The following is a 19,856-nucleotide window of genomic DNA, read 5'->3' on the forward strand; positions in this document are numbered from 1 at the left end:
CAACCCATAGGGTGTCTGCGGCTCCCGAATGTCATATTCGCGAAGCCCGCACGAAATCATCGCAGTGGACTACTGATGCACGTACATGGCGCTAAGGCCACAGGCGGAGGACGCGAATCCTAGTCGCCGGTCATAAAACTGTCAATTTGCGAAACTTTCTATGCTTATAACTGTCTCGCAGGGCCACGTTTGGCGAGGCCTTAATCCTTGAGTACGCTCAGGAGCGCTTCAAGCTCGGCCTCGTTGAAGAGCCCGGCAGGGTAACGTTGCAGAAGCATCTGCCTGACATCCGGGCGTTGAGGTGTGCGCATACTGGTCGTCCTTAACCAGTCAGCCATCATCTGGCGCGCTTCGCTACTAGCAGACAAATGACGAGCGCGATGCTCTAGACCTGCGTTCATAGGACAACCTCTTAAGTCGTGAGGGGCTCAATCTACTGACCCTTTGTGACAGAAAGGCTAAGTGGAAAACGTTTCGACATTGGCCGTCGCCCCATCCAGAAAGGCAGACGCCGGAAGCGTAACCCACAAAAAAGCCCATCACCGGGATGGGCTTGATCACAGCAAGAACGGAGCCAACTATGTAACGCGAATGTAACCGCGCCTCACAATTCAGGCCCGATGAGGCGCTGGCTGTTGCTGGGTCAGGCAGTGAATATTGCCGCCACCCAACAGTAATTCGCGGCCCGGAACCATGACCACTTCGTGCTCCGGAAACAGCTGCTGCAGTATTTCCAGGGCTTTTCCGTCCATCGGGTCGTCAAAGCTGGGGGCGATGATCCCGCCATTCACGATCAGGAAGTTCACATAAGAACCCGCCAGACGCACTGATGGGTTGCGTTCCTGGCTGCCGTGCACCTGATCGACACCCGCGCATTCTTCTTCGGTGGCGAACAAAGGACCCGGGATTGGCATCTTGTGAACGACGAATGCCCTGCCCTTGGCATCCCGGGTGTTTTCCAAAATACCCAACGCCGCGTGACAACGTGAGTAGTTGGGGTCTTTGGGATCATCGGTCCAGGCCAGCAATACTTCGCCCGGTCGCACGTAGCAGCAGAAGTTGTCGACATGCCCGTCGGTTTCGTCGTTGAACAGCCCGTCAGGCAGCCAGATCACTTTATCCACAGCCAGATTGGCGCTGAGGATCGCCTCGATCTCTTCGCGGGAGAGGTGCGGGTTACGATTGCGGTTGAGCAGACATTCTTCAGTAGTGATCAGCGTGCCTTCGCCATCGACATGAATCGAGCCGCCCTCCAGAACGAAGCCAGGGGTCACATAGCGTGGGCATCTTTCGATTTCCAGCACCTTGCTTGCCAGCTGCGAGTCCAGATTCCACGGGGCGTACAGGCCACCATCAAAACCGCCCCAGGCATTGAAGTCCCAGTCCACACCGCGCACTTCGCCCTGATTGTTGATCACGAAGGTTGGCCCGGTATCACGCACCCAGGCGTCGTCGTTACTGATTTCCACGACACGGATGTTCGGCACATCCAGGCGGGCACGCGCGTTGTCGTACTGGGCAGCCGAAACCGCAACGGTCACTGGCTCGAAGCGCGCGATGGCCTTGGCAACAGCAACGTGGGCAGTCTGGACCGGCTTGCCACCCAGACGCCAGTTATCCGGACGCTCAGGCCAGACCATCCACGTCTGGGTCTGAGGAGCCCACTCAGCGGGCATATGGAAACCGTCGGCGCGTGGCGTGCTGTTGAGAGTGGTCATGGGTAATCAGGACTCCAGTAAGGCGTCGAATCGAACAATCGATAGTTGGCGACTTTATAGACGATAAAAATCGGTACTGAAAGCTAATAAATGATGAATGAGAATAAAAAAGACAAAATTAGCCGATAAAAATCTGATTACAATCTATCCAAATTGCTGAATTGAATGAGATCCATTGTGGGAGCGGTGCTTGCCCGCGATAAGGCGGGACGCGATCTACAGTGAACTGCATCCAGCCTTATCGCGGGCAAGCACCGCTCCCACATGGAACCGAGTTTGATACGAGACACCGCGGCGCCATGGATACCGTGCCATATGAGCATTCACTCCAGCTCAGCCAACACCTTCGACACGCTATCCACAAAAAAGTCCACGCTCTGGCGGGTCGTGCACATCGGTGGTTTGATTTTCAGAATGTTCAAATAGTCGCCGGTTGGCTGCATGAAGATGCCCAGATCCCGCAGCCGGTCGCACAGATAAGTCGTCTCTTCGGTCGCAGGCTCCAGGCTCTGGCGATCACGCACCAATTCAACGCCCAGATAAAAACCCATGCCATGAACGGCACCGACCAGTGGATGAATGTCGATCAACGCTTGCAGCCGGGCCTTGAAATGCCCGCCCACTGTTTCAGCATTCTCCCAGAGCTTTTCTTCCTCCATGACATCCAGCACCGCCATGCCGATCCGGCAACTGACCGGACTGCCGCCCGCGGATGAGAAGAAATACCCCTCGGCCTCCAGCGCCTCGGCAATTTCGCGGCGGGTAATCACGGCACCCAATGGATGACCATTACCCATGCCCTTGGCCATTGTAATGATGTCCGGCACGACGCCTTGCTCTTCGAAGCCCCAGAAATATTGACCCAGGCGGCCATACCCAACCTGCACTTCGTCGGCGATGCATACACCGCCCTGCTCCCTGACCTTCTGATAAACCTGTGACAAGTAACCCGGCGGTAGAGAAATCCCTCCGGCATTGCCGTACACCGGCTCACAAATAAACCCCGCCACCTGGCGCTGTTGTGCCGCCAGTTGCTGCAGGACATGCTCGACGCTTCGTACATACTGCGGCGCGCTGTCCGTACCCCGAAACTCGCCGCGATAGGTGTTTGGCGCCGTCACTGGATGCACCCAGTCCGGACGGGTACTCAGCGCCTGAGGGTTGTCGGCAATCGACGTAGAAATTGCATCGGTCGCCACCGACCAGCCGTGGTAAGCCTCCAGCACGCTGAGCATGTCGCGCCCGCCGCTGTAAGTCCAGGCAAGGCGAATCGCGAGATCGTTGGCCTCGGTGCCGCTGTTGACCAGAAACACGCGATCCATGCCTTCCGGTGCCAGCTTGAGCAGACGTTCGGAGAACTCGGCAACTGCCGCGTAATGAAACCGCGAGTTGGTATTGAGCAGCGACCATTGCCGCCCCGCCTCATTGGCCATGCGCGGATGACCGTGCCCCAGCACGGCAACGTTGTTGAGCATGTCCAGATACGAGCGGCCCTGCATGTCGATCAGGTGGTTGCGCCAGCCCCGTTCGATCTGCGGCGGTGCCTGGTAATAATGCTTTTGCGAGCGGGCAAAACTGGCGTCGCGACGCGCCAGCAGTTCAGCGGAATCCGGCAGTGAAGGTGCGTCGCAATCAAACCCCAACAGCGCGGCGGGTGAAGGGCACAGTGCCTGCCATGCATCAGCCCAGGAAGGGGTCGTGAACAGTGGAGGGCTGAGGTCCGGAGCGGAACACAGCTGCAGCAGCAGTGAGCCGTTACCGTGGCCAATCACCTCACCGGCGACAACACTGGCCCCTGGCGTCAACTCCAGCGCTGCGCCCCAGATTTTCAGGCTCATTTGATCGCCCACCAATAACAACGCTGTATCGGCGGTCAGCCTGAGCGTACCGCTGAACGGCGCATGCAGCGCGGCGGCTGTCGTCAGGTGCAATTCAACATGCAACGCGAAGGTCTCGGGCGCCTTGGCGCTATCGATCACCGTGCGAGACAACCGATATTCCCCAAACCGGCTTGCAGACTGCCCTGTGACCTGCGCGGCTTGTTTGAGTAACAGTTCGTCGATGCCGTTCTGCGTCCAGTTACCTGCAATAAAGTGTTCGCTGAGCACACCCAGATCCACCAACCGAAACTCTCGTCCGCTCAGGCTGGGCAGCAGTGGCTGATAATCCACGGCAGGAGTGATCTGAACACGGACATTGACGGCCGCAAGAATCGCCGCCTCCATCAAGGCCAGCGGCACTGACGTCGCTACATCAAAAATGGCCCATTCGCTGTCGATATTTGCCTGGATGTAGGCATTATCCGGCTCGACTTCGGCCTGCTGCGCACTACTGAGCACCAATACTGCGGAGCGGGCGACGATCAACGGCCATAACGCCTGAAGCTCTTCATGTTGCAGTGGATTGATCGCGTGATAAGCGCGAATGGCCGGCAAGATGTACAACGGATCGCCGTCTGAGTGGTGAAGCAACGCAGCACACGTCACCGATAAATCTGCCACCCGCCAGGTACTGACCAGATCACCGAAGTCGATCAAACCCTGCAATTGCCAATGCACGTGAGCATCTCGCGTCCAGACCACGTTGTACTCGGTGATATCCAGGTGCACGGGCTGCACAGGCAACTTGGGGATCAACGGGATCAAACGTCGCTGCGCCTGTTCAGCAGCTTGTGCAAGGCACGCGCGTTCGTCTTCGCTATCAATGACGGGTAACAGATGCTTGATCACCGCCTGAGCGTGACGCGGATCCCACTGCAGCACTCGCTCCAGCCCCGGATGTTCAAGGCTGGCAAGGGAGCGATCAACGTGTGCGCAAAGCTCGCCAAGCCCTGTTACAACATCGAGCGGGAGATGCTTCAGATGACTTAAAGCCTGCCCGTCGATGAACTCCAGCAACCGGGCATGCACCGCATGGCCGCCAACCTCCAGCGACAGCAGTTGCTCGCCCGAATCAGTCAGTCTTACTCCAGGAACTCTGACCTGGGCGTTATCCGCCAGGTGCCCCAACGCTGCATGTTGTGCGTGCAGCTCCAGCGCAGAGTAATCCCCATGGCAGATCTTCAGTACAAAACGACGCTCACCGGTATCGAGTAGAAAGTTACGATCCTGCTGGCTGCCCAGTTCTTTCAGCGTGCCGCCTAGTCCGTAGTGCTGTTCCAGCAACTGCATGGCCTGCCCGGCGCTGACTTCAGGACAAGGCAGACTGGAACGACGAATCAACGTAGCGAGCGGCATTCAGTGACCCCGGTCTTGTTATACAAAGCGAATGAATTTACAACACTGCAACTATAGGTGTGCCGGAGTCCGACTACAAAATCATGAAAGACAGGCAGGCCAAGCGGCGGTTTAATGACGTTCCATGCACACATGATCAGTTCTTTTCATTAACTCGTGAGCGATTATTGATTGATGGTGCTTGCACGCATCGCTTCGCACCCACAAGCTATGCTCCATACGTGTTAAAGACCTGAAAGGCACAAGGCAAACTCATGCGAATACTTGTTACTGGCGGCGCGGGCTTCATTGGCTCGGCGCTGGTCCGTCATCTGATAAAGAATACCGATCACGAAGTACTCAATTTCGACAAACTGACCTACGCGGGCAATCTCGAGTCGCTGGCTGGCATCGCGACTGATACCCGCTATGAGTTTGTACAGGCTGACATCTGCGATCAGGCCAAAGTCAGCGAAGTGCTGGCCCGTTTCGAGCCGCACGCCATCATGCACCTGGCGGCCGAGTCCCACGTTGACCGCTCCATCGACGGTCCGTCCGAGTTTATCCAGACCAACATCGTCGGCACTTACAGCCTGCTGGAAGCCGTGCGCGGTTACTGGCTGAAGCTGCCGGAAGCCGAGCGCGAGGCGTTCCGCTTTCACCACATTTCTACTGATGAAGTGTATGGCGACCTGCATGGCGTCGATGATCTGTTCACTGAAACCACGCCGTATGCGCCAAGCTCGCCGTATTCAGCCAGCAAGGCTGCATCCGATCACCTGGTTCGGGCCTGGCAGCGGACTTACGGACTGCCGGTAGTCGTGACCAATTGCTCCAACAACTACGGACCGTTTCACTTCCCGGAGAAACTGATCCCGCTGGTTATTCTCAACGCCCTGGCGGGCAAGCCATTGCCGGTGTATGGCAACGGCCTTCAAGTGCGTGACTGGCTGTTTGTCGAAGACCATGCCCGCGCTTTGTACAAAGTGGTCACTGAAGGCGTTGTTGGCGAAACGTACAACATTGGCGGCCATAACGAGCAGACGAATATCGATGTAGTCAAAGGCATCTGTGCGCTGCTGGAAGAGCTGGCACCTTCGCGCCCTGAGGGCATCGCCCATTACGCGGACCTGATCACCTACGTGGCGGATCGTCCGGGTCACGACCAGCGCTATGCCATCGATGCCAGCAAGATCGAACGCGAGCTGGGCTGGACCCCTGAGGAAACCTTTGAATCCGGTTTGCGCAAAACCGTGCAGTGGTACCTGAACAATCTGGAGTGGTGCCGCCGCGTACAGGACGGCAGCTATCAAGGCCAACGACTGGGCTTTACCGATTCAAAGGATCTGATCGCATGACCAAAGGTATCGTCCTGGCAGGAGGCTCAGGCACGCGCTTGCACCCGATTACACTCGGGGTTTCCAAGCAACTGCTGCCCATTTACGACAAACCGATGATCTACTACCCGATCTCGGTGCTGATGCTGGCTGGCATTCAGGACATCCTGATCATCTCGACACCTCTGGATTTGCCTCAATACCGCAGTCTGCTCGGTGACGGCAGCCAGTTTGGCGTGCGCATCCAGTACGCCGAACAACCCAGCCCGGATGGCCTGGCGCAGGCGTTCCTGATTGGCGAGGAGTTCATTGGCGATGATTCGGTATGCCTGATTCTGGGCGATAACATCTTCCACGGGCAGCACTTCGGCGAACAGCTCAAAACTGCCAGGGATCAGAAGAACGGTGCCACCGTCTTCGGGTACTGGGTCAAGGATCCAGAGCGTTTCGGGGTCATTGATTTCGATGAGAACGGTAAGGCGCTGTCCATCGAAGAGAAGCCCAAGGCACCCAAATCCAGCTATGCAGTGACAGGGTTGTATTTTTACGACAACGAAGTCATCCGCATTGCCAAGGACGTGAAGCCTTCGCCCCGTGGAGAGCTGGAAATCACTGACATCAACAACGCCTACTTGCAGCGCGGCGACCTGCACGTTGAACGTTTCGGTCGAGGTTTCGCCTGGCTGGATACCGGTACGCATGACAGCCTGCTGGAAGCCTCGCAATACGTGCAGACCATCGAGCACCGCCAGGGCCTGAAAGTCGCCTGTCTTGAAGAGATCGCCTATCAGAACGAATGGATCGATCGTGAACACCTGCTGGAACGCGCTCAGTATTTTGGCAAAACCGGCTACGGCCAGTATCTGTTCAAACTTGCGGGGGAAAACCGTTGAATGTAATTGCCAGTGAGATCCCCGAAGTACTCATTCTTGAGCCACGCGTATTTGGTGACGAACGAGGATTCTTCTACGAAAGCTTCAATGCCAAGGCCTTTGCTGATGCTACCGGGCTGCGTGACTTGAGCTTCGTGCAGGATAATCACTCCCGTTCGGCCAAAGGCGTACTGCGCGGCCTGCATTACCAGATCGAAAATGCCCAGGGCAAACTGGTACGCGTGACGGCTGGAGAGGTTCTGGACATTGCAGTGGACATTCGCAAAAGCTCGCCTACGTTCGGCCGCTGGGTCAGCGTCAGGCTATCTGCGGAAAACGCCCGGCAACTATGGATCCCGGCGGGCTTTGCCCATGGGTTTGTAGTGCTCAGCGATTACGCCGAATTTCTCTACAAAACGACGGACTACTACACGCCAGCCGCAGAACGCTGCATCCGCTGGGATGACCCGGATCTGGCTATCGACTGGCAATTGGACGGCACGCCGCAACTGTCGGCCAAAGATCAAAACGGCAGAGCATTAAAAGAGGCTGATCTGTTTCCATGAGCAAGCCACTGAGAATCGTCATCATCGGCCAGAACGGCCAGGTGTCCCAAGCGCTGCAGAAGACCCTGGCGGGGCTGGGCGAGCTGGTTGTCCTTGGCCGCGACAAACTTGACCTCAGCGACCAGATGGCCGATTTCGATCAGATACAGGATCTAAAGCCAGACCTGATCATCAACGCTGCGGCCTATACCGCAGTGGACCAAGCCGAGACTGACCAGAAAACAGCGCTTGCCGTTAACGCAATCGCCGTCGGAATGCTTGCCGATCAGGCGAAAGAGCTGGGCATCCCGCTGATTCATTACTCAACGGACTACGTGTTCGACGGCAGCAGAGCCACACCCTGGACCGAGCAGGACAAGCCCTCACCTTTAGGCGTTTATGGCGCCAGCAAGTGGGCCGGGGAACAGGCTATCGAGTATGTCGGCGGGCAGTATTTGATCTTGCGCACCAGTTGGGTTTACTCCAACACGGGACGTAACTTTCTGCTGACCATGCAGCGGCTGCTGCAAGAGCGTGATTCGCTGAACGTCGTGTCCGATCAGGTGGGTGCGCCCACGTGGGCCGGGACCATTGCGCAAAGTACGCGCCAGTTGATCGAACACTGGCGTGACGGGAAACCAGGCGCCTGGGGCACGTATCACCTGACCGCCAGCGGCGAAACTTCATGGTTTGGTTTCACTCAGGCCATTGCCGAGCAGCTAAGCGTGCAAGGTAAAAAGTGCGCAGCACTGGAAGCGATTCCGTCCAGTGCCTACCCGACACCCGCCGCTCGCCCGCTCAACTCGCGACTCGACTGCAGCCTCCTCCAACGCGAATGGGGCGTGCAACAGCCGGACTGGCACAGCGCGTTACTGGAGTGCCTGGCTGAGCAGTAGTTCTGCATTATTCGGGACCTTACCGGAACTGTAGGAGCGCACGAGCACCGCGAGGCCGCGATGGCGTCCTGTCTGATACACCGCTATCGCAGCCTCGCGGTGCTCGTGCACTCCTACAGGTTTAATGTCCGTGATACTGCGATATCTTCTACAGAAAAGCCGACCCTTAGCGCAGTTCAACAATGACCATGAACGCCACCCTCCCACCCCGCCCGCGCTGGCGCAGCCTCGCGCTACTTGCTCTGTGCCTGGCGCCGCTGCTGTGGCCGCTGGAGCATCTGGCCGAGCGTTATTACCGTAACGAACTGGTCAGCCAGAACCGGCAGACGCTGGACCTCTACGTCGCCAACCTGCTGGGTACGCTGCATCGCTATGAAACCCTGCCACAGATTCTCAGCCAGCTCCCGGACCTGCCCGCCGCGCTGAAAGCCCCGCAGGGCAGCGCGCCCCAAGAGGCTGCCAACCATTTGCTGCAAACCATCGTTCGCCAGACCGGGGCGGAAGTCATGTACCTGATGAACGCAGACGGCACGACGATTGCCGCGTCCAACTGGGACAAGCGCGACAGTTTTGTCGGCCGCAATTTCGCGTTTCGCCCGTATTTCAGCGACGCCATGGCAGGTAACCTGGGGCGCTTTTTCGGCCTTGGCACCACCTCGGCAAAACGCGGTTACTTCTTCGCCTCCGCGGTGCGTGACAGTGGCAAAGTGATTGGTGTGCTGGTGGTCAAGATTGATCTGGACCACACCGAAAACCTGTGGGGTAAAACCCCTGAGCAGCTGCTGCTCACCGACCACAACGGGGTTGTCGTCCTCACCTCAAGGCCTGAATGGCGCTTTCGCTCGACCCGTGCTCTGAGCGAAGAAGAAAAACAAGCCATTGTAGCGATCCAGCCCTACCCGACCCGCGATCCACGTCCGCTGTTGCTCGATGAAAACGCCTGGTTGACCCAAAGCCAGGAGATCGAAGAAACCGGCTGGAGCGTGAACATTCTGGCCCCTCGTGCGTTGATTGATCGCCCGGTACGCACCGTCGTTGCCGTCGGTGGCGCAGCGTTACTGGTGGTCATGCTGCTGCTTGGCATCCTGATCCAGCGGCGTCGGCATTATCTGGATCGTATCGCTTTCGAAGCCAAGGCCCGGCGCGAACTGGAAGTTCGAGTGGTGGAGCGCACCAGCGATCTGGAAGGTTTGAACAGCCGTCTGAGGCAGGAAGTACTTGAGCGCGAGCAGGCGCAACAGGAACTGGTTCGCGCTCAGGACGAGCTGGTACAGGCAGGCAAGCTGTCGGCGCTGGGCACCATGTCCGCCAGCATCAGCCATGAACTCAACCAACCCTTGGCGGCGATTCGCAGTTATGCGGAAAACGCGGAAATCCTGCTGGACCATTCGCGCACGGATGACGCACGGGGCAACCTCAAACAGATCGGCGAATTGACGGGCCGCATGGCATCCATCATCGCCCACCTGCGCGCCTTCGCCCGCCGCGACCGCCATGCGCCGGAAAGCGTCGCCCTGCAACCTGCGCTGGACGACACCCTGGCGCTGCTGGCAAAGCGACGCAGGGCCATGGAAGTCGAGCTGATTCGCGACTTGCCTGACGCTACTCTATGGGTCCAGGCCGGTGAGACGAGGCTGCGCCAGGTACTCGGCAACCTGCTGGCCAATGCGCTGGACGCCCTGACCGAAAAAGGACCGCCGCGCAAAATATGGATCAGTGCCGAGCAGACGCCAGAGGGCGTCAACCTGTTCATTCGGGACAACGGCCCCGGTTTTACGCAGGAAGCACTGGCTCGTGCCCGAGAGCCCTTCTTTACCACCAAGACCCGGACTCAGGGTCTTGGGCTCGGCCTGGCGATCTGCGATACCCTGATGCGCGCTTTGGGCGGCGAGTTGCTGTTCGACAACCACCCGACCGGAGGCGCCTTACTGACGCTGCGTCTGAGAGACGGCGCATCCGGGGTCAACCTTCAACCGCCAGAGGACTTATCTGCATGACCGCCATCGACAGCCGGATCCAGGTAGTGCTGATCGACGACGACCCGCACTTGCGTCAGGCCTTGAGCCAGACTCTGGACCTTGCCGGCCTGAAAGTCCTGACCTTGCCGGAAGCCAATGGCCTGGCGGCCAGGATTGAACATGATTGGCCCGGCGTTGTGGTCAGCGACATTCGCATGCCCGGCATGGACGGCCTCGAATTGTTGAGCGACCTGCATGGCAGAGACCCGGAGTTACCGGTCCTGCTGATTACCGGCCATGGCGATGTTCCACTTGCCGTGCAGGCGATGCGCGCCGGTGCTTACGACTTTCTGGAAAAGCCTTTCGCCAGCGATGCACTGCTCGACAGCGTGCGTCGGGCATTGGCCCTGCGACGCCTGGTACTGGATAACCGCAGCCTGCGATTGGCCTTGAGCGATCGCCAACAACTGAGTGCGCGTCTGGTCGGGCAATCCGCTCCTATGCTGCGTTTGCGTCAGCAGATCGGCGCATTGGCCGCGACCAAAGCCGATGTACTGATTCTCGGCGAAACCGGTGCAGGCAAAGAAGTCGTGGCGCGAGCACTGCATGATCTGTCCAATCGCCGCACCGGGCCATTTGTTGCAATAAACGCCGGGGCGCTGGCGGAGTCCGTGGTCGAAAGCGAGCTCTTCGGGCACGAGCCTGGCGCGTTCACCGGAGCCCAGAAGCGCCGAATCGGCAAGTTCGAATTCGCCAACGGCGGCACGCTGTTCCTCGATGAAATCGAAAGCATGAGCATGGACGTGCAGGTCAAACTGCTGCGCTTGCTGCAAGAGCGCATGGTCGAGCGACTGGGCGGCAACCAGCAAATCCCTCTGGATATTCGGGTGATTGCGGCCACCAAGGAAGACCTGCGTCAGGCCGCCGACCAAGGCCGCTTCCGCGCGGACTTGTATTACCGGCTCAACGTCGCGCCGTTACGAATTCCGCCGTTACGCGAGCGTGGCGAAGATGCGCTGATGCTGTTCCAGCACTATGCCGACGCAGCGAGCATGCGCCACGGTTTGCCCAAACATGAACTGCAGCCTGCGCAACGCGCCCTGTTGCTGCGCCATACCTGGCCAGGCAACGTGCGCGAACTGCAAAACGCCGCCGAGCGTTTCGCCCTGGGCCTGGAGCTCGCACTGGAGGGCAATGAAGTGCCGGTGGTTCCCACCATCACGGGTGGCCTTAGTGAGCAGGTTGAAAGTTTTGAACGTGCCTTGATCGCGGCCGAGCTGACCCGGCCGCACAGCTCCGTGCGCAGCCTGGCCGAGGCGCTGGGCCTGCCGCGTAAAACCCTGCACGACAAACTGCGCAAACACGGACTGAGCTTCGGCGGCGGCGCGGATGAGCAGGAATGAAACCCGAGGACAATGAGATGTCACTAAAGGCCGCCGCACTGCAACAGGTGCTGCATCACGACATCCCGCTCACTCAGGCGATGGGTATGAAAGTCTTGAGCTGGCAGGATCACCAGTTGCGCCTGCATCTGCCACTCGCGCCTAACATCAATCACAAAAGTACGGTGTTCGGCGGCAGTTTGTACTGCGGCGCAGTGCTCGCGGGCTGGGGGTGGCTGCACTTGCGCCTGCAGGAGGCCGGAATCGGAGGCGGGCACATCGTGATTCAGGACGGGCAGATCAGCTATCCACTGCCAGTACGCGAAGATGCTGTGGCGATTTGCGATGCGCCGGATGAAGCCGTCTGGGAAAGATTTGTCACGACTTACCAGCGCCGTGGCCGAGCGCGGTTGATGTTGCCAACGCGGATTTGTGCGCAGGGAAGTGATCAGGAAGCGGTACGTTTTATCGGGCAGTTTGTAGTGCGTCGGTGAGTGAGATGCAACGCGGTCTGTGGGAGCGAGGCTTGCCCGCGATGAGGCTGCACTCGATGTGCTGATATCTGCGGTGTCCCTATCGCGGGCAAGCCTCGCTCCCACAGGATCTACGCAATCCCGTAGGACTGGATTTAGCCGGTACTACGGTGTGGTGATTGGCCGTAGTGCTTGTGGGCAAACATAGAATCTCCCACAGGACGCCGCACTCCAACCGTAGCTAAGCGCATAAGCACGAGCCTTAGCTGCGAGCCAACTCCAGCAAACTCTCTCGCCAATGCGCCCCGGCAGGCAGCGCCAAAAAGAACGGATTGAGCAGCGACTCACGGGGCGGGTAGCTGAAAGGTTCGCCAGACAGTTCGAGTACTTCTCCGCCCGCACCTTCCAGCACACCTTGCGCGGCAGCGGTGTCCCACTGCGACGTGAGTGCGAGCCTTGGATAGCAATCGGCAGCCCCTTCAGCCAAGAGGCAGAACTTCAGCGAACTGCCGATATTGGTCAAATGCAGATGTCCGACCGCGGCAGACAAACCGGCCAGCAGACGCTCTTGCTCAGGGCTGGTATGTCGGCGACTGGCGACTACGGTGAAGTCATGACCCGCGCCCGGCTCCTGACGCACGGTGATCGGCGTCACGTGGTCATCGTCATCGCTGCGCCACGCCCCCAGACCAGCACCACCAAAGTAGCAACGGTTGTTGGTCGGCATGGAAACAACGCCAAATACCACCCGGCCATGTTCGATCAGTGCAACGTTTACGGTGAACTCTTCGCTGCCAGAGATGAACTCCTTGGTGCCGTCCAGCGGATCGACCAGCCACCAACGCTCCCACTTTGCACGTTCGCTCAGCGGGATATCAGCATCTTCTTCAGACAGGACATGAATATCAGGCGCCAGCGCCAGCAAGCCTTCAGCGAGTACCTGATGAGCGGCGAGATCCGCCGCCGTCACAGGCGAGTCATCAGCCTTGGAAGTGACGGTCACATTGGCGCGCCAATGCGGCAGGATCACTTCCCCGGCGAGCCGCACAAGCTTGATAACCGGTTCCAGAAGCGGGTGTGGCAGGTTGTTGAAAACATCGGTCATGGCAAAAACAATCCACGCTGGGTCAATAAGTCACGCGCCAGATACAACGCGGCCAAGGCTCGGCCCTCACTGAACTGGGGATGTTCGATCAAACTCGATAGCTCGCGCAAATTCACTTTATCCACACGCATCGGCTCAGGCTCGTCACCTTCCAGACGCTCCTCATAGAGATCGGAAGCGAGCACCACCTGGATTTTCTGGCTCATGTAGCCAGGTGACAGGGAAAGCTCGGTCAGGTGTTCCAGTTGTCGTGCGCCATAGCCTGCTTCTTCCTTGAGTTCGCGATTGGCGGCGGCCAGTACGTCTTCGCCTGGCTCAATGAGCCCCTTGGGCAAAGAGAGCTCGTATTCGTCGGTGCCACCGCAATATTCTTCGATCAAAACCACATGATCGGCATCCAGCATTGCGACGATCATCACTGCGCCATAGCCATTGCCACGCCCCACCAATCGTTCATAAGTGCGCTCGACACCATTGGCAAATCGCAGGTGCAGCTCTTCAACACGGAACAGACGACTGCTGGCGACGATTTCTCGGGCAAGTACGGTGGGTTTCTGGCGCATGACAGGCTCCTTTGCGTAGACGGGTTACTATACCGTGGCTTTTCCAATTGTCTGTCTCGGATATGCTGACGTCACCATCAATGACTTGCGAGACCCGAATGCCTTCCATGCCCTGGCGCGACATCGATACCGTTCTTCTCGATATGGACGGCACCCTGCTGGATCTTTATTACGACGAGCACTTCTGGCTGCAACATTTGCCGCAGCGTTACGCCGACCTGCATGGCGTCAGCCTGGCGATGGCGCTGCTGGAGATGAAGCCGCTGTTTGAGAAAAATGCGGGCACGCTCAACTGGTATTGCCTGGATTACTGGAGCGCCGAGTTGAAGCTGTCAGTGCGTGACCTAAAGCTGGAAACCGCCAATCTGATTGCCCTCCGGCCCGACGCCGAAACATTCCTCGCCGCGATCAAGCAGGCAGGCAAGCGGGTGATCATGATCACCAATGCGCACCGGGATTCGTTGTCACTGAAAATGGAGCGCATCGAACTGGCCCCGTATTTCGAACGCCTGATCAGCTCCCATGACTATGGTTTCCCCAAGGAAAGCCCGCACTTCTGGGACGCGCTGCAGGCTGACATCGTATTTGATCCATCGCGCAGCCTGTTTATCGACGACACCCTGCCCATCCTGCGTAGCGCCCGCACTTTCGGCATCGGCCATCTACTGGCAGTCAGCGAACCGAACAGCCAGAAAGGACCGAAAGACACCGAAGAGTTCGCGGCGGTGAAGGATTATCGGGAGTTGATTGAGGGGCTCTAAAAATATGTAGGAACTGCCGAAGACTGAGATCCGGGCGTGTCAGCGAATCCATTCGCAGCCTTCGGCAGCTCCTACAGCGATCTTCGCTAATCCGGAATACGTAACACCTGCCCCGGATAGATTTTGTTCACATCCTTGAGCATCGGTTTGTTGGCGTCGAAGATTTTCTGGTACTTGTTCGGGTCGTTGTACACCCGTTTGGAAATGGCGCTCAACGTGTCCCCCTTCTCTACCGTCACGAACTTCGCGGCAGTCACAGGCGCGGCACCGGCTGCAACAGTCATCTGGTCATCGACCTTTTCTACACCGCTGATATTACCCAGTGTCAGCAGGATTTTTTCCTTCTCTTCCTGGCTGGCGGCTTCGCCAGTGACCGTCACCGTACTGCCTTCCACGGTGGTCTGAATGTCGGGATTGCCGAGCCCTACTTCTGATATGTGCTTTTTGAGCGCTTCATTCGAGGCGTTGGCATCACCGGGTGTAATTGCATCGAGGATCTTCTCCCCGGCTTCTTTCAAGAAACTGAAAATGCTCATGTGCGGTTCTCCTTGATTGTTATTGTCATGCCCAACACACAAGGTTAGTCGTAACAGGTCATGGAAAACGGTCATCCGACCGGCAGCCGACCGCCCATCCGACACCTCTACAGGCTAGAATTACGCGCTTGCAGTACCAATGGAGCGAATATGGACATCAAACAACTCAAATTCCTGATCGCCCTCGATGAGACGAGGCACTTCGGCCAGGCTGCCGCACGTTGCAATATCACCCAGCCGACCCTGTCGATGCGCCTGCGCAATCTGGAAGAAGAGCTTGAGCTGCCACTGGTCGTTCGCGGACAGCGCTTCGAGGGTTTTACCGCCCCGGGCGAGCGCGTGCTGGCTTGGGCACGCACGGTATTGGCGGCTTATGACGGCTTGCAGGCCGAAGCAGCTGCGTGTCGCGGCCATCTGGTCGGTACGCTGCGGATGGGCGTAGTGCCGTTGTCGAGCTTCGATCCGCTGCCGCTATTGCGGTTGCTGCACGAAAGCCACCCCAACCTGCGCTTCGAACTGTCGGCCCTCAGCTCCGAGCAGATTCTGGAACAATTAGCGAGCAATCGCATTGATCTGGGCGTTTCCTACATGGAGCATCTGGACAGCGAACGTTTCGACTCCCTGACCCTGGCCGAAACCCGCATGGGACTGCTTTACGATCATCGCCACTTCAGTTTCGGCGAGCACCCATTGACCTGGGCGGATTTGATTGAGCTGCCCCTGGGCTTGTTGACCAGCGGCATGCATTTCCGGCAGTCCATCGATCACAACTTCCACAGCCGCGGCCTGCAGTTCATTCCGATGCTGCAGACTGATGCCGTTCATCAGTTACTTCAGGCCGTGCATGGCGGCTTCTGCTGCGCGATCATGCCGCTGGAAGGCGAGCTGGTTAACCTGACTGAAGATCTGCGTCTGCAGCCCATCGACGACGCCCGCACCATGGCTCGTCTGGGCATGATCATGCGGCGTAGCGCACCTCGCTCGGTGCTGGCTGAAGCGTGTTTTGCGCTGTATCAGAAGCTCATGGAAAAACATTGATCGACGTCATCTATCAGTGCATTGGAACTAGCGATTAGACGATATCTGACAAGACGCCTAGTCTTGTGCGATATCACTCTGCCGGTACGTTCCCATGCACGCCAAGCGAACGGCCAGTACGGCGCCCGCAGAACCATCGCCCGCGCCCGCCGCAAGCCAGTCATACAGCTATTCGAACCTCGACCGCGATGTGTCGGCGCCTGCCGATCTCGCTGAAGAAGTCGCGCTGGCCATCGCCTTTAACGGCATCAGCCAGGCGGTCATGCTGGTCACCCCGAACGACCTTGAAGACTTTGTCGTGGGCTTCAGCCTGGGCAGCGGCATCATCGCTTCGCCCGATGAAATCTACGACATCAAGCTCAGCGGCTGCGGTTCTGCGCAGCAGGCCGAAGTCGAAATCGCCAGCCGCGCCTTCTGGGATCTCAAGCAGCAGCGCCGACAGATGGCGGGGACCAGCGGTTGTGGTCTGTGCGGAGTGGAAGCTGTTGAACAGGCGCTGCCTGAACTGAATGTCTTGCCGGGCGCGCCTCTACCGCCTATCGAATGGCTTGAAGGCTTGCGTCAGCGCATTGGTGAATTCCAGCCATTGGGTCGCCATTGCGGTGCGGTGCATGCCGCAGTTTTCATGAATAACCAAGGGCAATTGCTGCTGGGCCGGGAAGATATCGGTCGACACAACGCCCTCGATAAGTTGATCGGCGCCCTGGTGCGCCAGGAAATTCCAATAATCGGCGGCCTTGCCATCGTCACCAGTCGTTGCAGTCTGGAGTTGATCCAGAAAGTCCTGCGCGCTGGCATTCAGACGCTGGTCAGCTTGTCCTCGCCTACCGGCCTGGCCTTGCAATGGGCACGTCGTCATAACCTGAACCTAATTCACCTGCCGCAACACAGTGCGCCGCGGGTTTATAGTCCCGTGATGGAGAATCAAGCATGAGCCTGCATAAAGAAGCCGACCAAAAACCAGTCCCGCGCTACAAGCCCTACAAAGGTGCCGCCGGTGGCTGGGGCGCACTGATCAGTGTGACTCATGCATGGCTGACCAGCGACAACGCACTGAAAAACCTGCGCATGATGCTCAAGACCAATCAGAACGGCGGCTTTGACTGCCCTGGTTGCGCATGGGGTGATTCGCCAGAAAGCGGCATGGTCAAGTTCTGCGAAAACGGCGCTAAAGCGGTGAACTGGGAAGCGACCAAGCGTCGTGTCGACCCGTCCTTCTTTGCCCGCTACAGCGTCAGCGCCCTGCGCGAGCAGAGCGACTACTGGCTCGAATACCAAGGCCGCCTGACCGAGCCCATGGTCTATGACGCCGAAACCGATCGCTACAAGCCGATCAGCTGGGACGACTCCTTTGCGCTGATCGCCAAGCACCTCAAAGCATTGCCGAACCCGAACATGGCCGAGTTCTACACTTCGGGCCGGGCCAGCAACGAAGCCGCTTATTTGTACCAACTGTTCGTTCGCGCCTATGGGACCAACAACTTCCCTGACTGCTCTAACATGTGCCACGAAGCCAGCGGTGTTGCATTGTCGCAAAGCGTTGGCGTCGGTAAAGGCACCGTGACCTTCGACGACTTCGAACACGCCGATGCGATTTTCGTTTGGGGCCAGAACCCTGGCACCAACCACCCGCGCATGCTTGAGCCGTTGCGTGAAGCGGTTCAACGCGGCGCTCAGGTGGTGTGCGTCAACCCGCTTAAAGAGCGTGGTCTGGAGCGCTTCCAGCATCCACAACACCCGATCGAGATGCTCACCAACGGTGACCGCCCAACCAACACCGCCTATTTCCGCCCGGCACTGGGTGGCGACATGGCACTGTTGCGTGGCATGGCCAAGTTCCTGCTGCAATGGGAGCGCGACGCGCAGGCGGCCAATGAGCCGTCGGTGTTCGACCACGCCTTCCTGAACGAACACACCCATGGCGTGCTCGACTACCTGGCGACTATCGACGACACCCCATGGGACAAGATCGTCGAGCAGTCTGGCCTGACGCTGGTGGATATCGAAAAATCCGCACGCATGTACCTCAAGGGCAAGAACGTCATCATGTGCTGGGCGATGGGTATCACCCAACACCGCCACTCGGTGGCGACCATTCAGGAAATCGCCAACCTGATGCTGCTGCGCGGCAACATCGGCCGCCCAGGCGCTGGCCTGTGCCCGGTGCGCGGTCACAGTAACGTGCAGGGCGACCGCACCATGGGCATCAATGAGCGTCCACCGGCGTTTTTCCTTGATGCGCTGGAGCGTCGCTTCCAGTTCAAAGTCCCGCGTGAAAACGGTCACAACGTGGTTGAAGCCATCCACGCCATGGCCGAAGGTCGCGCCAAAGTCTTCATCGCGCTGGGCGGTAACTTCGCCCAGGCGACGCCAGACAGCGCCCGTACCGTTGCGGCTCTCAGCAACTGCGACCTGACCGTGCAGATCAGTACCAAACTCAACCGCAGCCACCTGAGCCACGGTAAAGAAGCGTTGATCCTGCCGTGCTTCGGTCGTACCGACATCGACATGCAGGCCAACGGTCCACAAGCGGTGACCGTGGAAGACTCGTTCAGCATGGTTCACGCTTCCAATGGCCAGTTGCAGCCCTCGTCGCGCCATATGCGTTCCGAGCCTGCAATCCTCGCGGGCATTGCCAACGCGACACTGGGCAAGCAACCGGTGGACTGGCTGTGGCTGGTGGAAGATTACAACCGCATCCGCGAGCTGATTGCCGACACCATTCCGGGCTTCAAAGACTTCAACCAGCGCCTGGAACACCCGGGCGGCTTCTACCTGGGCAACGCGGCCGGTGCTCGTCGCTGGAACACTGCAACCGAGCGCGCCAACTTCAAACCCAACATGCTGCCGCTGGATCTGGTGCACGCCAGCGTACGCTCCACCGGTCAGGAACCTGACCTGATCATGCAGTCCATGCGCTCCCACGATCAGTACAACACCACTATTTATGGCCTGGACGACCGTTATCGCGGCGTGAAAGGTCAGCGTGATGTGGTATTCGTCAACGAAGCCGACATCATCCGCCTGGGCTACCAGCCAGGGCAGAAGGTTGACCTGATTTCGATCTGGGGCGATGGCCGCGAGCGCCGCGTGAAGAACTTCACCTTGCTGGCTTTCGATATCCCGGCTGGCCAGGCTGCTGCTTACTACCCAGAGGTCAACCCACTGGTACCGCTGGAAAGCGTCGGCGATGGCAGCAGCACGCCAACCTCGAAGTTCGTGGCGATCAAACTGGAGCGTGCGGCTGAGTCGGCACGGATTGTTTGATCAGGATTTAGCTTGATCCCAGAGGAACACACTACCTCTGTAGCAACTGTGTTCTCAAGCCAAATGCGCGCCAGCCTGCAAGGCTTCGCGCATCCTTGCGTTGAGCATGGTAACCAGTTTACGAGCAGCGGCCACGAGGGCCACTTTCTTGGGTTTACCATTGGCGACCAAGCGTTGGTAAAAGGGTTTT

The 19,856-nt window shown here is 58.4% G+C and carries 17 protein-coding genes; 11 read left to right on the top strand and 6 right to left on the bottom strand.

What is annotated here, in order from left to right; genetic code table 11:
- Window positions 1–200: 200 nt before the first annotated feature.
- The 3 genes from CKW31_RS02510 to CKW31_RS02520 form a co-directional block, all read right to left on the bottom strand.
- Window positions 201–401 (bottom strand): hypothetical protein, encoded by a 201-nt coding sequence (locus tag CKW31_RS02510; protein ID WP_095092865.1) that lies wholly within the window; start codon window positions 399–401, stop codon window positions 201–203.
- Between the two features lie 210 nt (window positions 402–611).
- Window positions 612–1,718: an agmatine deiminase gene (gene aguA / locus CKW31_RS02515; RefSeq protein WP_095092866.1), complete on the bottom strand. Its 1,107-nt coding sequence runs from the start codon at window positions 1,716–1,718 to the stop codon at window positions 612–614.
- A gap of 323 nt (window positions 1,719–2,041) precedes the next feature.
- Window positions 2,042–4,954: an aminotransferase gene (locus CKW31_RS02520; RefSeq protein WP_095092867.1), complete on the bottom strand. Its 2,913-nt coding sequence runs from the start codon at window positions 4,952–4,954 to the stop codon at window positions 2,042–2,044.
- Between the two features lie 254 nt (window positions 4,955–5,208).
- Between CKW31_RS02520 and rfbB the strand changes: the two genes are divergently transcribed.
- From rfbB to CKW31_RS02555, 7 genes are all read left to right on the top strand, one after another.
- Window positions 5,209–6,291, top strand: coding sequence for a dTDP-glucose 4,6-dehydratase (gene rfbB / locus CKW31_RS02525; protein ID WP_095092868.1), 1,083 nt, complete (start codon window positions 5,209–5,211; stop codon window positions 6,289–6,291).
- Window positions 6,288–7,163 (top strand): glucose-1-phosphate thymidylyltransferase RfbA, encoded by an 876-nt coding sequence (rfbA, locus tag CKW31_RS02530; RefSeq protein WP_095092869.1) that lies wholly within the window; start codon window positions 6,288–6,290, stop codon window positions 7,161–7,163. The genes rfbB and rfbA overlap by 4 nt, the downstream gene beginning before the upstream one ends.
- Window positions 7,160–7,708, top strand: coding sequence for a dTDP-4-dehydrorhamnose 3,5-epimerase (gene rfbC / locus CKW31_RS02535; protein WP_095092870.1), 549 nt, complete (start codon window positions 7,160–7,162; stop codon window positions 7,706–7,708). Before rfbA ends, rfbC begins: the two co-directional genes overlap by 4 nt.
- Entirely contained in the window at window positions 7,705–8,583 is an 879-nt protein-coding gene (rfbD, locus tag CKW31_RS02540) for a dTDP-4-dehydrorhamnose reductase (protein ID WP_095092871.1), read from the top strand. The genes rfbC and rfbD overlap by 4 nt, the downstream gene beginning before the upstream one ends.
- A gap of 188 nt (window positions 8,584–8,771) precedes the next feature.
- Window positions 8,772–10,580: an ATP-binding protein gene (locus CKW31_RS02545; RefSeq protein WP_176469761.1), complete on the top strand. Its 1,809-nt coding sequence runs from the start codon at window positions 8,772–8,774 to the stop codon at window positions 10,578–10,580.
- Window positions 10,577–11,944 carry a sigma-54 dependent transcriptional regulator gene (locus CKW31_RS02550; protein WP_095092873.1) on the top strand — a complete coding sequence of 456 codons (1,368 nt, stop codon included), beginning with the start codon at window positions 10,577–10,579 and terminating at the stop codon, window positions 11,942–11,944. The genes CKW31_RS02545 and CKW31_RS02550 overlap by 4 nt, the downstream gene beginning before the upstream one ends.
- A gap of 17 nt (window positions 11,945–11,961) precedes the next feature.
- On the top strand, window positions 11,962–12,417 hold the full coding sequence (locus CKW31_RS02555; protein WP_176469762.1) for a thioesterase domain-containing protein: 456 nt from the start codon (window positions 11,962–11,964) through the stop codon (window positions 12,415–12,417).
- 241 nt (window positions 12,418–12,658) lie between these two features.
- Here CKW31_RS02555 and cysQ read toward each other — a convergent pair whose 3' ends face one another.
- Together cysQ and nudE are read right to left on the bottom strand one after the other, a co-directional pair.
- The gene (gene cysQ, locus CKW31_RS02560; RefSeq protein WP_095092875.1) at window positions 12,659–13,501 is read right to left on the bottom strand and encodes a 3'(2'),5'-bisphosphate nucleotidase CysQ; all 843 of its coding nucleotides are present in this window, start codon (window positions 13,499–13,501) and stop codon (window positions 12,659–12,661) included.
- The gene (nudE, locus tag CKW31_RS02565; protein ID WP_095092876.1) at window positions 13,498–14,064 is read right to left on the bottom strand and encodes an ADP compounds hydrolase NudE; all 567 of its coding nucleotides are present in this window, start codon (window positions 14,062–14,064) and stop codon (window positions 13,498–13,500) included. The genes cysQ and nudE overlap by 4 nt, the downstream gene beginning before the upstream one ends.
- Before the next feature lie 98 nt (window positions 14,065–14,162).
- On the opposite strand from nudE, the gene yrfG reads away from it, so the two are divergent.
- Window positions 14,163–14,825 (top strand): GMP/IMP nucleotidase, encoded by a 663-nt coding sequence (gene yrfG / locus CKW31_RS02570; protein ID WP_095092877.1) that lies wholly within the window; start codon window positions 14,163–14,165, stop codon window positions 14,823–14,825.
- Between the two features lie 86 nt (window positions 14,826–14,911).
- Here the strand turns inward: yrfG and lysM are convergent, their stop codons facing one another.
- Window positions 14,912–15,361 carry a peptidoglycan-binding protein LysM gene (gene lysM, locus CKW31_RS02575; RefSeq protein WP_095092878.1) on the bottom strand — a complete coding sequence of 150 codons (450 nt, stop codon included), beginning with the start codon at window positions 15,359–15,361 and terminating at the stop codon, window positions 14,912–14,914.
- Between the two features lie 150 nt (window positions 15,362–15,511).
- On the opposite strand from lysM, the gene CKW31_RS02580 reads away from it, so the two are divergent.
- From CKW31_RS02580 to CKW31_RS02590, 3 genes are all read left to right on the top strand, one after another.
- Window positions 15,512–16,399, top strand: coding sequence for a LysR family transcriptional regulator (locus CKW31_RS02580; RefSeq protein WP_095092879.1), 888 nt, complete (start codon window positions 15,512–15,514; stop codon window positions 16,397–16,399).
- A 94-nt stretch (window positions 16,400–16,493) separates the two neighbouring features.
- Complete coding sequence (fdhD, locus tag CKW31_RS02585; RefSeq protein ID WP_095092880.1) at window positions 16,494–17,333, top strand: formate dehydrogenase accessory sulfurtransferase FdhD; 840 nt, start codon at window positions 16,494–16,496, stop codon at window positions 17,331–17,333.
- Entirely contained in the window at window positions 17,330–19,666 is a 2,337-nt protein-coding gene (locus CKW31_RS02590; RefSeq protein ID WP_095092881.1) for an FdhF/YdeP family oxidoreductase, read from the top strand. The genes fdhD and CKW31_RS02590 overlap by 4 nt, the downstream gene beginning before the upstream one ends.
- The last annotated feature ends 190 nt before the right edge of the window (window positions 19,667–19,856 follow it).

The organism is Pseudomonas sp. Irchel 3A5 (assembly GCF_900187575.1).
Lineage (GTDB): Bacteria > Pseudomonadota > Gammaproteobacteria > Pseudomonadales > Pseudomonadaceae > Aquipseudomonas > Aquipseudomonas folii.

Excerpts from the sequence above, each read along its gene's own strand:
- CKW31_RS02510 (WP_095092865.1), bottom strand. The coding sequence starts at position 401 with ATGAACGCAGGTCTAGAGCATCGCGCTCGTCATTTGTCTGCTAGTAGC.
- aguA (WP_095092866.1), bottom strand. The coding sequence starts at position 1,718 with ATGACCACTCTCAACAGCACGCCACGCGCCGACGGTTTCCATATGCCC.
- CKW31_RS02520 (WP_095092867.1), bottom strand. The coding sequence starts at position 4,954 with ATGCCGCTCGCTACGTTGATTCGTCGTTCCAGTCTGCCTTGTCCTGAA.
- rfbB (WP_095092868.1), top strand. The coding sequence starts at position 5,209 with ATGCGAATACTTGTTACTGGCGGCGCGGGCTTCATTGGCTCGGCGCTG.
- rfbA (WP_095092869.1), top strand. The coding sequence starts at position 6,288 with ATGACCAAAGGTATCGTCCTGGCAGGAGGCTCAGGCACGCGCTTGCAC.
- rfbD (WP_095092871.1), top strand. The coding sequence starts at position 7,705 with ATGAGCAAGCCACTGAGAATCGTCATCATCGGCCAGAACGGCCAGGTG.
- CKW31_RS02545 (WP_176469761.1), top strand. The coding sequence starts at position 8,772 with ATGAACGCCACCCTCCCACCCCGCCCGCGCTGGCGCAGCCTCGCGCTA.
- CKW31_RS02550 (WP_095092873.1), top strand. The coding sequence starts at position 10,577 with ATGACCGCCATCGACAGCCGGATCCAGGTAGTGCTGATCGACGACGAC.
- CKW31_RS02555 (WP_176469762.1), top strand. The coding sequence starts at position 11,962 with ATGTCACTAAAGGCCGCCGCACTGCAACAGGTGCTGCATCACGACATC.
- cysQ (WP_095092875.1), bottom strand. The coding sequence starts at position 13,501 with ATGACCGATGTTTTCAACAACCTGCCACACCCGCTTCTGGAACCGGTT.
- nudE (WP_095092876.1), bottom strand. The coding sequence starts at position 14,064 with ATGCGCCAGAAACCCACCGTACTTGCCCGAGAAATCGTCGCCAGCAGT.
- yrfG (WP_095092877.1), top strand. The coding sequence starts at position 14,163 with ATGCCTTCCATGCCCTGGCGCGACATCGATACCGTTCTTCTCGATATG.
- lysM (WP_095092878.1), bottom strand. The coding sequence starts at position 15,361 with ATGAGCATTTTCAGTTTCTTGAAAGAAGCCGGGGAGAAGATCCTCGAT.
- CKW31_RS02580 (WP_095092879.1), top strand. The coding sequence starts at position 15,512 with ATGGACATCAAACAACTCAAATTCCTGATCGCCCTCGATGAGACGAGG.
- fdhD (WP_095092880.1), top strand. The coding sequence starts at position 16,494 with ATGCACGCCAAGCGAACGGCCAGTACGGCGCCCGCAGAACCATCGCCC.
- CKW31_RS02590 (WP_095092881.1), top strand. The coding sequence starts at position 17,330 with ATGAGCCTGCATAAAGAAGCCGACCAAAAACCAGTCCCGCGCTACAAG.